At 69.4% G+C, this 12,576-nt stretch carries 12 protein-coding genes and 1 other annotated feature; of the genes, 7 read left to right on the top strand and 5 right to left on the bottom strand.

Annotated elements, in window-relative coordinates; all coding sequences use genetic code 11:
* Window positions 1–9: 9 nt before the first annotated feature.
* The 4 genes from GY170_RS01320 (at window position 10) to GY170_RS01305 (ending at window position 4,387) form a co-directional block, all read left to right on the top strand.
* Entirely contained in the window at window positions 10–585 is a 576-nt protein-coding gene (locus GY170_RS01320) for a methanogen output domain 1-containing protein (protein ID WP_203531127.1), read from the top strand.
* Window positions 563–1,600, top strand: a complete 1,038-nt coding sequence (locus GY170_RS01315; RefSeq protein WP_163889245.1) for a GGDEF domain-containing protein — start codon at window positions 563–565, stop codon at window positions 1,598–1,600. Before GY170_RS01320 ends, GY170_RS01315 begins: the two co-directional genes overlap by 23 nt.
* A 317-nt stretch (window positions 1,601–1,917) precedes the next feature.
* Window positions 1,918–1,974 (top strand) — a sequence feature (sul1 is cis-regulatory element that is thought to sense ions involved in sulfur or methionine metabolism; They are found in Alphaproteobacteria).
* A 66-nt stretch (window positions 1,975–2,040) separates the two neighbouring features.
* Window positions 2,041–3,522, top strand: coding sequence for a SulP family inorganic anion transporter (locus GY170_RS01310; RefSeq protein WP_163889243.1), 1,482 nt, complete (start codon window positions 2,041–2,043; stop codon window positions 3,520–3,522).
* 13 nt (window positions 3,523–3,535) lie between these two features.
* Window positions 3,536–4,387 (top strand): universal stress protein, encoded by an 852-nt coding sequence (locus GY170_RS01305; protein WP_163889241.1) that lies wholly within the window; start codon window positions 3,536–3,538, stop codon window positions 4,385–4,387.
* Window positions 4,388–4,447: 60 nt separating this feature from the next.
* Here GY170_RS01305 and GY170_RS01300 read toward each other — a convergent pair whose 3' ends face one another.
* Window positions 4,448–5,050, bottom strand: a complete 603-nt coding sequence (locus GY170_RS01300; protein WP_163889239.1) for an alpha/beta hydrolase — start codon at window positions 5,048–5,050, stop codon at window positions 4,448–4,450.
* Window positions 5,051–5,055: 5 nt separating this feature from the next.
* Window positions 5,056–5,988: a VOC family protein gene (locus tag GY170_RS01295; protein ID WP_163889237.1), complete on the bottom strand. Its 933-nt coding sequence runs from the start codon at window positions 5,986–5,988 to the stop codon at window positions 5,056–5,058.
* Between the two features lie 116 nt (window positions 5,989–6,104).
* Between GY170_RS01295 and GY170_RS01290 the strand changes: the two genes are divergently transcribed.
* Window positions 6,105–7,022 carry a LysR family transcriptional regulator gene (locus tag GY170_RS01290; RefSeq protein WP_163889235.1) on the top strand — a complete coding sequence of 306 codons (918 nt, stop codon included), beginning with the start codon at window positions 6,105–6,107 and terminating at the stop codon, window positions 7,020–7,022.
* 4 nt (window positions 7,023–7,026) lie between these two features.
* Here the strand turns inward: GY170_RS01290 and GY170_RS01285 are convergent, their stop codons facing one another.
* A complete protein-coding gene (locus tag GY170_RS01285) occupies window positions 7,027–9,285 on the bottom strand; it encodes an adenosylcobalamin-dependent ribonucleoside-diphosphate reductase (protein WP_163889233.1) in 2,259 nt (752 codons plus the stop codon).
* Window positions 9,286–9,374: 89 nt separating this feature from the next.
* Between GY170_RS01285 and GY170_RS01280 the strand changes: the two genes are divergently transcribed.
* Window positions 9,375–9,824: a DUF1489 family protein gene (locus GY170_RS01280; protein WP_163889231.1), complete on the top strand. Its 450-nt coding sequence runs from the start codon at window positions 9,375–9,377 to the stop codon at window positions 9,822–9,824.
* A 91-nt stretch (window positions 9,825–9,915) separates the two neighbouring features.
* Here GY170_RS01280 and GY170_RS01275 read toward each other — a convergent pair whose 3' ends face one another.
* Window positions 9,916–10,491: a hypothetical protein gene (locus GY170_RS01275; protein ID WP_235937772.1), complete on the bottom strand. Its 576-nt coding sequence runs from the start codon at window positions 10,489–10,491 to the stop codon at window positions 9,916–9,918.
* Window positions 10,488–11,090, bottom strand: coding sequence for a riboflavin synthase (locus GY170_RS01270; protein WP_163889229.1), 603 nt, complete (start codon window positions 11,088–11,090; stop codon window positions 10,488–10,490). The genes GY170_RS01275 and GY170_RS01270 overlap by 4 nt, the downstream gene beginning before the upstream one ends.
* 159 nt (window positions 11,091–11,249) lie before the next feature.
* On the opposite strand from GY170_RS01270, the gene GY170_RS01265 reads away from it, so the two are divergent.
* Window positions 11,250–12,539, top strand: coding sequence for a capsule polysaccharide biogenesis protein (locus GY170_RS01265; RefSeq protein WP_163889226.1), 1,290 nt, complete (start codon window positions 11,250–11,252; stop codon window positions 12,537–12,539).
* The last annotated feature ends 37 nt before the right edge of the window (window positions 12,540–12,576 follow it).

Raw genomic sequence — 12,576 nt, 5'->3', positions numbered from 1 at the left:
AGTCGAGCGATGCAGGATGTGTCAGCTATGGTGTCGGAGGGCCGACGGACAGAAGCGGTCCCCGGGCCCGACGAGACTGCGACGGATGAAGCGGTCGCCCGGCCGTCCCAGTTGACCCCGTCGACCTTCTTCTCGCGCGTGATCGGGAGTCTGGCGTCGAACCTCGAGAACGTCTGCGGTTACGAGGACGCCGCCGCCTTCGTCACCATGGTCGGCAGCAGCATGGGCGAGGAGCTGTCCGAGGCCTATGCCGGCAGCATCGCCGATGCACCGGCGCTCGCCGAGGGCCTCGCCGCCGCGCTGGTCGACCTCAAGGCCCGCATCGGCGGCGGCTTCCGCGTCGAGAGCATCGAAAGCGGGCGCATCGTCTTCGTCAACTCGGTCTGCCCCTTCGCGCAGCAGGTGAAAGGCCGCCCCTCGCTGTGCATGATGACGACCAACGTGTTCGGCCGCATCGCGGCGGATTCGAGCGGCTATGCGAGAGTGGAGATCGAGGAGGCGATCGCGCTGGGACACAGTCGATGCAGGGTTGTGGTTGATCTCGATCCGGACAGAGCAGGTGATGGCTATCGTTTCTGGTCCTGAGGCAGAGCTTCTCCTGCAGGGAGTCGCGATCGGGATCGAGCATCTGCCGGCCTGCCTGGTCGTTGCCGACAGCACCGGCCAGGTTCTGTTCGGGAACCAGGCCGCCCGCCGCGCCGGCGTTGATAGCGGAGAGGTGCTTCTGCCCGCATCGCCCGGCAGCTTCGCCGCGGCGGTGGCGCTGACCCGGCGGACCGCGGGGCGGGCGCTGCTCTCCCTCCGGTGCCCCGACCGCGGGCGGTGCGTCGCGCGCGCCCTGTTCCTGCGGCAGATCGATAGCCAACTGCCGCTCTACCTTCTGGAGATCGACAAGAGCGGGCTGAAGGTCACCGGCGCGGCCGATGCCTCCAGCACCGTCGGCGGCGCGGCCGAGGTGCAGGCCCTGCGCGATGAAGCCGCCCGTCTGCGGCGCCTCTGCCAGATCGACCGCATGACGGGGCTGCTTAATGCCGTCGAGTTCGAGGAGCAGGTGCAGGCGGAGCTGGCGCTCGAGGCAAGGGAGAACCGGAGCGCCGCGTTCCTCTACCTCGACGTCAACGATTTCAAGAAGACCAACGACAATCTCGGGCATGACGCGGGCGACGCCGTGCTGCGATCGCTCGCCGGGTGCCTGCGAGAGGTGACCCGTGACGATGACCTGATCGGCCGAACCGGCGGCGACGAGTTCTGCATCCTGATCCGCCAGATCGACCCCGAGGACATCGCTGCCCTGACAGAAAGGATCCGTCAGTGTGTCGCCAGACCGGTCGAAGTGAGTTTTTCGGATGGGCGGGTGGTCGTCTGGCTCAGGCCCTGCATCGCGGTCGGGGCCGTGCCCGTCATCGGAACCGGGCACACGATCGAGGCCCTTCGTGGGGAGGCGGAAATGGCGATGTACGCCGACAAGCGCAAGGCCAAGAGCGTGGACGCGGGGGCGCCGGGCAAGGCCGAAACGGCCTGCCGGGCGTCGTTCAGCTTTCCTGTCAAAGCACCGCACTCCAATCCTGGACTGATGGGAGACGGGGCGTTCATCACCTGATCCCGACGGGCTGAAGACCCCCTCGGGATGGTGCAGGGGGATCGGGAGGACATGGCAGATCCCCCGTGCCTGCGGCTGTCCGCTCACGGGACATCCGGCAAGACACGTCAGCGGGCACGGCGCCGGCGTCGCCCCGGCCTGATCCACCGGCACAACAGATGGCGCGCTCCGCTCCCTGCCTTGCCCCTCCGGCGCCTCCATGCCGGGCAGGCTGCCGCCTGACCGGGCAGGCGTGGCAGGCGCGCCGCGCCGGCAGCGGGCGCGGGCGCCCCGCCGGTTGCCTTCCCGGGCCTCGCCGCGTAATTGCTCCGGCATCGTCTGGACCCGGGTGGGATCCCGGGTGGCTCTCCCGGCCGCCGATCCGCCGGGGCAACCATGTAGACCTGCAACGATGACCGGTGCGCCATTGGCCGGGCCGGACAGGAACGGAACATTCACCCATGACCCTCGACGCCTACCGACGCCAGTGGCTCGGTAACGTGCGTGGCGACCTGCTCTCGGGCCTCGTCGTCGCGCTCGCCCTCATCCCCGAAGCCATCGCCTTCTCCATCATCGCCGGGGTGGACCCGAAGGTGGGGCTCTATGCCTCCTTCTCCATCGCCGTGGTCACCGCCATCGCGGGCGGCCGGCCCGGCATGATCTCCGCCGCCACCGCCGCGACGGCCGTGCTCATGGTCACGCTCGTGGCCGATTACGGGCTGGAATACCTGCTGGCCACGACGGTGCTGGCCGGCCTGCTGCAGATCCTCGCCGGCTTCGCGCGGCTGGGACACCTGATGCGCTTCGTCTCGCGCTCGGTGATGACCGGCTTCGTCAACGCGCTGGCGATCCTCATCTTCATGGCGCAGGTGCCCGAGCTGATCGGCGTGCCGTGGCTGACCTACCCGCTGGTCGCCGCCGGGCTCGCCATCATCTACCTCTTTCCCTACGTGACGAGGGCCGTCCCCTCGCCGCTGGTGACGATCATCGTGCTGACGCTCGTGGTCGTCCTCATGGGGTGGGACGTACGGACGGTCGGAGACATGGGCGAGTTGCCCGACACGCTGCCGATGTTCCTGATCCCCGACATCCCGCTGACGCTGGAGACGCTGGGCATCATCCTGCCCTACTCCGCCGCCATCGCGGTCGTCGGTCTGCTGGAAAGCCTGATGACGGCGAACATCGTCGACGACCTGACGGACACGAAGTCGAACCGGAACCAGGAATGCGTGGGCCAGGGCCTCGCCAACACCGCGACCGGCTTCATCGGCGGGATGGCGGGCTGCGCGATGATCGGGCAGTCGATCATCAACATCAAGTCGGGCGGCAGCGGCCGCCTGTCGTGCTTCGTGGCCGGGATCTTCCTGCTGTTCATGGTGGTGGCGCTCGGCGACCTCGTGGCGCAGATCCCCATGGCGGCGCTCGTGGCGATCATGATCATGGTCTCCATCGGGACGTTCTCATGGTCCTCCATCAAGCAGCTGAGGACGCATCCGCGCTCCTCCTCTGTGGTGATGCTCGCGACGGTGGCGGTGGTCGTCTACACCCACAACCTCGCCATCGGGGTGCTGGTGGGCGTGCTGCTCTCCGGCCTCTTCTTCGCCGGCAAGATCGCGCAGCTCTTCCGCGTCACCTCCTCACTGTCGGAGGATGGCCGGGTGCGCACCTACCAGGTGGAGGGGCAGCTCTTCTTCGCCTCGGCGGAGGATTTCATGGCCGCGTTCGACTTCCGCGAGGCGGCCGACCGGGTGATCATCGACGTCAGCCGCGCGCATATCTGGGACATCTCCTCTGTTGCCGCGCTGGACATGGCCGTGCTGAAGTTCCGGCGCGACGGCTCGACCGTCGAGATCAGGGGCATGAACGAGGCCTCGGAGACCATCGTCGACAGGCTTGCCGAGCACGACAAGCCCGGCGCGATGGACAACCTGATGACGCATTGAGGGAGGACTCGGCATGCGGAACAAACTCATCGCCCTGGTGGACGGCTCCGCCTATTCGCGAAGTGTCTGCGACCACGCCGCGTGGATCGCGCGCCGCTCCGACCTGTCGGTGGAGCTGCTGCACGTCCTCGGGCGGCGAGAGGGCGGAAGCGCGGGCGACCTGTCGGGGGCCATCTCGCTCGGCGCCCGCAGCGCCCTGCTGGAGCAGCTCTCCGATCTCGACGAGCAGCGGGCGAAGCTGGCGGTGCAGCGCGGACGCGCCATCCTCGAGGATGCCCGCGCCATCGTGGAGGAGGACGGCGTCTCCGCCATCGAGCAGCTGCGCCACGGCGACCTGATCGAGGCGCTGTCGCAGAAGGAGGGCGAGGCGGAGCTGATCGTCGTCGGCAAGCGCGGCGAGGGATCGGACTTCGCGCAGGGGCACCTCGGCTCGAACCTCGAGCGGGTGATGCGCGCCTCGCGCAAGCCGCTCTTCGTCGCCTCCCGCGCCTTCCGGGAGATCGGCAAGGTGCTCCTCGCCTATGACGGCAGCCCCGGCGCGATGCGGGCGGTGGATTACGTGGCGCGCAACCCGCTCTACGCGGGGCTGCACATCAAGATCGTCACCGCCGGCACGGAATCGGCTCAGGTGAAAAAGGGCCTCGCCGACGCCAAGGCGATGCTCGACGGCGCCGGCCTCAACGCCGAGACGGCGATCTGCCCCGGCCAGCCGGAGGAGGCGCTGGCCCGCCTCGTCGAGGGGGACGGCATCGACCACCTCGTCATGGGCGCCTCCGGCCACTCCCGGCTGCGGACGCTCTTCGTCGGCTCCACCAGCCTCGAGATGATCCGCACCTGCAAGGTCCCAATCCTGCTGGCGCGCTGACCCGCGGCTGACGGGGATCGGCAGGACGGGCCTTTTTTGCCCGTCGCTGCCGGTCCCCCGTCAGGCCAGCAGGCGGCCCAGCCCCTCCACCTCGACCGGGCGCACCTCGTGGCCGCCGTCGTGGAGAACGGTCTCCACCTCGGCACCCTGGTCGCCGGCCCAGCGGATCAGCTTTTCGCTGAGGGGCCACGGGCAGATCGGGTCGCGCCGCCCGGCGGTGACCAGCATCCGCCGCCCGGAGAGGTCGACAGGCGGCGGCTCCCAAGGGATCAGCGGATGCAGCAGCCCGACCCGCTCGAAGAGCCGCGGCTGCGCCATCACCACCGAGGCGAGGATGTTCGCCCCGTTCGAATAGCCGAAGCCGTAGACCGGCGCGCCGGGATGCTCCGCGGCCTCCGCGGCGATGAAGGCGGCCATCCGCTCTGTCCTGAGGGCGAGGTCGTCCATGTCGTAGACTCCCTCCCCCGTGCGGCGGAAGAAGCGCGCCGCCCCGCCTTCGCTGACGTCCCCCCGGGGGGAGACGATGCCGGCGCGGGGCTGGAGCTGGCGCACCAGCTCGAAGAACTGGTCTTCATCGCCGCCGGTGCCGTGGAAGGCGAAGATCAGCGGGGCGCCCTCGGCGGGGGGATGCCGGCGGGCGTGGTAGCTGGGCGTGGCTGTCATGGCACTCAGGCTCCGAGCGGGGGAAGGTGGGTCTCGATCCGGTCGCGGTAGGGCTCGTAGCGCGACGGCAGTTTCAGCGCCTGACCGAGGTGGGCGGTGTCCTCGTCCCGGTCGAAGCCCGGCTCGTTCGTGGCGATCTCGAAGAGAACGCCGCCGGGTGTGCGGAAGTAGATCGCCCAGAAGTAGTCGCGGTCGATCACCGGCGTCACCTGGTAGCCCGTATCGACCAGCGCCTCGCGGACGCGCAGCTGCGCCGCCCGATCCTCCACCGCGAAGGCGATGTGGTGCACCGAGCCGGCGCCCTGCGCCGCGGCCTTTCCGCCCGAGACGGCCTCGAGGTCGATCGTGTCGGCCGCGTTGCCGCCCTCGATCCGGTAGCGGGTCACGTCGCCGTCCGTCTCGTCCTTGGTGTAGCCCATGAAGGTCAGCAGCTCGGCGGTGGCGGCCTCGTCGCGCAGGCGCATCCGGGCGCCATGGAAGCCGAGGATGCCGGCATCCTCGGGCACGCCGCCGCCCGTCCACGCGGTGCGGCCCCGGTCGGCGCTCTCGACGAGGGCGAAGCCGTCGCCGTCGGGGCCCGCGAACTCCAGCCGCGTCTCGCCGAGGAAGCTGTCCTCGGCCAGCCCGGTCACGCCGCTGGCGGCGAGCCGGTCCTTCCAGTAGCCCAGCGCGCCCTCGGGCACGGCGAACTCCGTCACGCCGACCTCGCCGATGCCCCGCTGCCCGCGCGGCATGTCGCCGAAGGGGAAGTAGGTCATGACGGAGCCGGGGGTGCCGATCTCATCGCCGTAATAGAGGTGGTAGACCTCCGGCGCATCGAAGTTGACGGTCTTCTTGACCCGGCGGAGCCCCAGCGTGTCGGTGAAGAAGCGATTGTTCTCGGCCGCGTCCCCCGCCATCGAGGTGACGTGGTGCAGGCCCTTGATGTCAGTGATCATGTCTCGTCCTCAGCCATGTGCATGTGCGTTGAGGCCAAGATAGGCGCCCGGGTAATATCGAAGAATAGAAACTATCCGGCATTTACTGTTATCACACATCGCCATAATCATGGCGCGTGCAGCAGATCAAACCCATCCGCGTCTTCCTGACCGTTGTCGAGCAGGGCAGCTTCGCCGGCGCCGCCCGCAGCCTGCGGATGACCCCGGCGTCCATCACCCGCATCGTCGCGCAGCTGGAGGAGGATCTCGGCCAGCAGCTTCTGGTGCGCACGACGCGGCAGGTCTCCCTCACCGGGATGGGCGCGATGGTCGCCGCCCGCTACCGCCCGGTGCTGGAGGCCTTCGACCGCGTCACCGAGGAGGTCACCCGCACCACGCGGCCCGACCGGGGGAGGCTGTCGATCAACGCGCCCATGTCCTTCGGGATGCGCCTGATGCCGAAGCTGCTGGCGAGCTTCCGCCTCGCCTACCCGAACATCGAAATCGACCTGCAGCTGACAGACCGGCTGGTCGACATTTTGGAGGAGAGCTGCGACCTCGCCATCCGCATCTCCACCCCGCCGCAGGACAAGTCGACGATCTGGCGGAGGATCTGCCAGGTCCCCCGGCAGGTGGTCGCCGCCCCCGCGCTCTTCGAGCGCATCCCCCGCCCCGAGACCCCGGACGACCTGCAGCCCGCCCACTGCCTGTCCTACGGCTCGAACGGCGGGGCGGAGAGCTGGCTCCTCACCAGCGGCGGCATGCGGCGGACGGTACGGGCGGGCACCGACGTGACCTCCAACAACGGCGAGTTCCTCCACGCCATGGCGCTGTCGGGGAACGGCATCGTGACGCTGCCGGACTTCCTCGTCCGCGGCGGGCTGGCCTCGGGCGCGCTGGAGGTCGTCCTGCCGGACTGGCAGGTCGCCCCCCTCAACCTGATGCTCTACTACCCGCCCTACGAGCGGCTCCCCCCGCTGGTGGAGACCTTCACCGAGTTCTTCGAGGCCTACATCCGGGACCTGAGCAGCTTCGATTTCGGCGGGGCCGTCTAGCCCCTCACCCGCACTTGCTGAACCCGCAACTCGCGCAGGTCATGCAGCCTTCGATCATGTGCAGCTCGTAGCTCCCGCAGGACGGGCAGGCCTTGCCAGGGCGACGGCCGGTCAGCAGCTCCGCCTGAGGGTCGCTCTTCAGGCCCGAGCCTGCCGCTTCAAGGAAGCCGATGGCCACCATGTGCTCCTCGATCACCCCGCCGATGGCGGCGAGGATCGAGGGGATGTACTTGCCCTTCATCCACGCCCCGCCGCGCGGGTCGAACACCGCCTTCAGCTCCTCCACCACGAAGCTCACGTCGCCGCCCCGCCGGAAGACCGCCGAGATCATGCGCGTCAGCGCCACCGTCCAGGCGAAATGCTCCATGTTCTTGGAGTTGATGAAGATCTCGAACGGCCGCCGGTGCCCGCCCACGATCACGTCGTTGATCGTGATGTAGATGGCGTGCTCGCTCTCCGGCCATTTCAGCTTGTAGGTGTTCCCTTCCAGCGTCGTCGGCCGCTCCAGCGGCTCGGAGAGGTAGACGACCTCGCCCCCCTCCTCGGACACCAGCGCCGGGGCCGGGGCCTCCTGGCTGACCGAGAGCACCGAGCCGGTGACGTCGTTCGGGCGGTATGTCGTGCAGCCCTTGCAGCCGGTCTCGTAGGCCTGAAGGTAGACCTCCTTGAACGCCTCGAAGCCGATATCCTCCGGCACGTTGATCGTCTTGCTGATCGAGCTGTCGACCCATTCCTGCGCCGCCGCCTGCATGCGCACATGCGCGGCGGGGCTGAGCGTCTGCGCGTCGATGAAGGCGGGTGGCAGGCCCTCGCCGCCCTGCGCCCGCCAGATCTGCAGGGCGTAGTCGACGACCTCCTCCTCGGTGCGGGAGCCATCCTTCTGCAGCACCTTGCGGGTGTAGGCGGCGGCAAAGACCGGCTCGATGCCCGAGGAGACGTTTCCCGCGTAGAGCGAGATCGTCCCCGTCGGCGCGACGGAGGTGAGCAGCGCGTTGCGGATGCCGTGTTCGCGGATGGCCTCGCGCACGTCGTCATCCATCTGCGCCATGGTGCCGGAGGCGAGGAAGGGCTCGGCGTCGAACAGCGGGAAGGGCCCCTTCTCCTTGGCGATCTCGACCGAGGCGAGATAGGCCGCCCGCGCGATCGCCTTCATCCAGGTGCGCGTCTGGGCGACGGCGTCGTCGGTGCCGTATTCCAGCCCCAGCATCACCAGCGCATCGGCGAGGCCGGTCACCCCGAGGCCGATCCGCCGCTTGGCCTGCGCCTCGGCGCGCTGCTCCTCCAGAGGGAAGCGCGAGGCGTCGACGGTGTTGTCCATCATCCGCACCGCATCGCCGACGAGCTCCGCCAGCTCGGCCTCGTCGATATGTGGCGCTTCGCCATAGGGGTCCCGCACCAGCCGGGCGAGGTTGATCGAGCCGAGCAGGCAGGCGCCGTAGGGCGGCAGGGGCTGCTCGCCGCAGGGGTTCGTCGCCGCGATGGTCTCGGCATAGGCCAGGTTGTTCATCTTGTTGATGCGGTCGATGAAGATCACGCCCGGCTCGGCGTAATCATAGGTCGCCTTCATGATCCGGTTCCACAGGTCGCGCGCCGGCAGCGTCTTGTAGACGCGCCCGTCGAAGACCAGCTCCCAGGGGCCATCGGCCTTCACGGCCTCCATGAAGGGGTCCGTCACCAGCACCGAGAGGTTGAACATCCGCAGCCGCGCGGCGTCGCTCTTGGCCTCGATGAAGGCCTCCACATCCGGGTGATCGCAGCGCAGCGTCGCCATCATGGCGCCGCGGCGCGAGCCGGCGGACATGATGGTGCGGCACATCGCGTCCCACACATCCATGAAGGAGAGCGGCCCCGAGGCATCCGCCGCCACCCCGTGCACCGCCGCGCCCTTGGGCCGGATGGTGGAGAAATCATAGCCGATGCCGCCGCCCTGCTGCATGGTCAGGGCCGCTTCCTTCAGCGCGTCGAAGATGCCGCCCATCGTGTCGGGGATCGTGCCCATGACGAAGCAGTTGAAGAGCGTCACGCTCCGCGCCGTGCCTGCCCCGGCGGTGATGCGCCCGGCGGGCAGAAAGCGGAAATCTTCCAGCGCCTTGGCGAAGCGCCCCTCCCATGCGGCAGGCTCTTTCTCCACCGCTGCCAGCGCCCCGGCGATACGCGCCCAGGTGGCCTCGACGGAGGCGTCGACCGGCGTGCCGTCGGCCTCCTTCAGGCGGTATTTCATGTCCCAGATCTGTTCGGCGATGGGCGCGGCGAAGCGGGTCATGGGGCAAACCTTCGAGCTGACGGAAAAGCGAGGGGCGGTGGCTGGCAGAATCGGACTTCCCGTTCTACCTACCAGATGTGGGGGTGAAAATGGCGAATTCCACCAAGGCAGGGCCCGCCCTGCATCTTCTGAAACTCAGCGTCGGCACGGAAGACGTGACCGATCTGGCCACATGGCAGAAGCTGCACAAGGCGCAGACCTTCGACGGCCTGCCGCGCCACGTCACCCGGATGTGGCCGAAGCGGGCGGAGGAGATCCTTGCCGGCGGCTCGATCTACTGGGTGATTCGGGGCCTCATCCAGGCCCGCCAGCGCATCCTGCGCCTCGACGAGGTCGACCGGGGCGACGGCATCCGCCGCTGCGCCATCGTGCTCGACCCCGAGCTGCACCGCACCGCGATCGTCCCCCGCAAGCCGTTCCAGGGCTGGCGATATCTCCAGCCCACCGACGCCCCGCCGGACCTGCCCCCGGGCCGCGAGGCGGAGGAGGCGCTGCCGCCGGAACTCTCCCGCGCCCTCGCCGATATCGGCGTCCTCTGACCCTTCTGTCTTTGGTCCCTCAAAATCCTCGGGGCGTGAATTGGCCTTGAGGCCAAGAGGGGGGCAGACAGCCCCCTGCCCGCTCTCCCCCCTAGAGCCCGGCCCCGAAGAACCGCTCCGCCCCGAGGTAGCCGGCAAGCTGCCCCGCCTCGGACCAGAGCCGTTCTTCCCCGGTATCGCCCACCAGCACGCAGCCATGCGCCGGCCGGCCGCCCAGCGCGCCCTTCACCGCCGCCCGCGCCTCGGCCCAGGTCGCGAAGGGGCGCGGCGCCGGGTGCGCCTCGTCCATCCAGTCGAGCAGGGCTGCGGGCGTCACCGGCGGCCGCGCGAGGCCGAGCCGTGCCGCGCCGCGAATGCGCGCCAGCTGGCCGGCCACCGCCTCCGGCGGCGCCTCGCCGGCGCGCAGCATGCGCAGCGCGTTGGTGGAGAACATGAAGCCGATCACGTCGCGCCCCGTCGCGGCGCGGATGCCGGCGTAGGTGCGATAGGGCAGGCCCAGTTCCTCCGCCCGGCGCACCCTGCGGCGCACCACCTCCAGCGGCAGCACGGGCATCAGCTCGGCGCGGGCCCTGCCCCAGGCGTGCTTGCGCCAGCTCAGCCCCGCATCCATCGCCGGCCCGCCATTGTGGCCGAGGCCGCCCGGCAGGGCGGACGAGGCGCCGCTCACGCCCAGTCCTGCAGCCGCGCCACGTAGCGGGCCATGGTGTCGATCTCCAGGTTCACCCGGTCGCCCTCGGACACCCGGCCCCAGGTCGTCGCCTCCTTGGTGTGGGGGATGATGTTCACGCCGAAGCGCGCCCCCTCCACCTCGTTCACCGTCAGCGAGGTGCCATTCAGCGCCACCGAGCCCTTCGGCGCAATGAACTTCGCCAGCGCCTCCGGCGCCTCGAAGACGAACCGCGTCGAGTCTCCCTCGTCCCGGATCGAGATCACCTCGGCCACGCCATCCACGTGTCCCGCCACGATATGCCCGCCGAGCTCGTCGCCGACCTTCAGTGCCCGCTCGAGGTTAAGCCTCTGGCCCTGCTGCCAGCCATTGGCGCCGATGCTCGTCTTCGACAGCGTCTCGGCGCTCACCTGCACCTCGAACCACGGGCGCGGCTCGGCGCCCTTGCTGACCACCGTCAGGCAGACGCCGTCGCAGGCGATGGAGGCGCCGATGGCGATCCCGTCCGGGTCATAGGCGCAGCCGATGCGCGCCCGCATGTCGCCCCCGGCCCGAACCGTGAGCACCTCGCCGATATCCGTGATAATGCCGGTGAACATGAGCGCCCTCCTGGCCAGTCCCGATCTCTCCAGCCCTATCCCCGCCCCGGCGCCCCTTCAAGGCCCCGGCCAATTCCCCATTCATGCCCCGATTGCGCCTCACCCCGCCGTTACGCCTCTGCCCCGGCACGAGGCCGCGCGGACGTGAGGAGCACAGCCATGATCAGACCGGCACCGGATCGGCGCTTCCTCTTCCTGCAGGGGCCGCACGGGCCCTTCTTCCACCGGCTGGGGCGGATGCTCACCGCCGCGGGGGCCGTGGTGCACCGCGTCGGCTTCAATGCCGGCGACCGCGCCTTCTGGATGGGCGCCCCGAACTACATCCCCTCCTACGGCACCCCGGAGGACTGGCCGGAGACCTTCTCCTCCCTCGTGGAGGCCCACCGCATCACCGACATCGTCCTCTACGGCGACACCCGCCCTGTCCATGCCGATGCCATCTCGCGGGCGCGGGCCCTCGGCCTGCGCGTCCATGTCTTCGAGGAAGGCTACATGCGGCCCTGGTGGGTGACCTACGAGCGGGGCGGGTCCAACGGCCATTCCCGCCTGATGGACATGAGCGTGCCCGAGATGGCCCGCGCGCTTACCCTGTCTGATCTCGACGCGCCGGAGCCGCCGGCCCATTGGGGGGACATGCGCCAGCACATCTTCTACGGCGCGCTCTACCACTGGTTCCTGCTGTTCCGGAACCGCGACTACGCCAACTTCCAGCCCCACCGCAGCCTGCCGATCTGGACGGAGGCGCTGCTCTACACCCGCCGCCTCGGCCTCATGCCCTGGCTGGCGCTGGAGCGGATGGCGGCGACGGCCCGCATCACCCGCGGCGGCTACCCCTACCACCTCGTCCTGATGCAGCTGGAGCATGACAGCTCCTTCCAGGTCCACTCGCCCTTCCAGTCGATGGAGGCCTTCCTCGAGGTGGTGGTGGAAGGCTTCGCCCGCGGCGCCCCGCGCCACCATCATCTCGTCTTCAAGGCCCACCCGCTGGAGAACGGCCGCGCCCCCTACAAGCGGCTGCTGTCCGATCTGGCGAAGCGCCACGGCCTCACCGGCCGCGTCCACTACGTGCCCGGCGGCAAGCTGGCGCGCCTGCTCAACCATGCCCGCACCGCGGTGACGGTGAACTCCACCGCCGCGCAGCAGGTGCTCTGGCGGGGCATCCCGCTGAAGGTCTTCGGCCGCGCCGTCTATGCCAAGGAGGAGTTCGTCTCCACCCAGCCGCTGCCGGAGTTCTTCGCCCAGCCGACGCGGCCCAACGGGCAGGCCTACCGCGACTATCGCCGATACCTGCTGGAGACCTCCCAGCTCCCCGGCGGCTTCTACTCCACCTCCGGGCGGCGGCAGCTGCTGCGACAGGTGGTCGACATGATGCTGGCGGACGAGGACCCCTACGATGCGCTGAAGTCCGGCAAGGCGGCGCCCCGGCAGAGCTTGCGCATCGTCACCTGAGCGCAACCACATGTCGTGGGACGCTCCCCCCTCCGCG

This window comes from Pseudoroseicyclus tamaricis (assembly GCF_012070395.1).
Classification (GTDB): domain Bacteria; phylum Pseudomonadota; class Alphaproteobacteria; order Rhodobacterales; family Rhodobacteraceae; genus Pseudoroseicyclus_A; species Pseudoroseicyclus_A tamaricis.
The sequence above is the reverse complement of the archived record's forward strand: the minus strand, read 5'-3'. Positions and strand labels throughout refer to the sequence as shown.

Excerpts from the sequence above, each read along its gene's own strand:
- GY170_RS01270 (WP_163889229.1), bottom strand. The coding sequence starts at position 11,090 with ATGTTCACCGGCATTATCACGGATATCGGCGAGGTGCTCACGGTTCGG.
- GY170_RS01305 (WP_163889241.1), top strand. The coding sequence starts at position 3,536 with ATGCGGAACAAACTCATCGCCCTGGTGGACGGCTCCGCCTATTCGCGA.
- GY170_RS01265 (WP_163889226.1), top strand. The coding sequence starts at position 11,250 with ATGATCAGACCGGCACCGGATCGGCGCTTCCTCTTCCTGCAGGGGCCG.
- GY170_RS01295 (WP_163889237.1), bottom strand. The coding sequence starts at position 5,988 with ATGATCACTGACATCAAGGGCCTGCACCACGTCACCTCGATGGCGGGG.
- GY170_RS01315 (WP_163889245.1), top strand. The coding sequence starts at position 563 with ATGGCTATCGTTTCTGGTCCTGAGGCAGAGCTTCTCCTGCAGGGAGTC.
- GY170_RS01320 (WP_203531127.1), top strand. The coding sequence starts at position 10 with ATGCAGGATGTGTCAGCTATGGTGTCGGAGGGCCGACGGACAGAAGCG.
- GY170_RS01285 (WP_163889233.1), bottom strand. The coding sequence starts at position 9,285 with ATGACCCGCTTCGCCGCGCCCATCGCCGAACAGATCTGGGACATGAAA.
- GY170_RS01280 (WP_163889231.1), top strand. The coding sequence starts at position 9,375 with ATGGCGAATTCCACCAAGGCAGGGCCCGCCCTGCATCTTCTGAAACTC.
- GY170_RS01310 (WP_163889243.1), top strand. The coding sequence starts at position 2,041 with ATGACCCTCGACGCCTACCGACGCCAGTGGCTCGGTAACGTGCGTGGC.
- GY170_RS01300 (WP_163889239.1), bottom strand. The coding sequence starts at position 5,050 with ATGACAGCCACGCCCAGCTACCACGCCCGCCGGCATCCCCCCGCCGAG.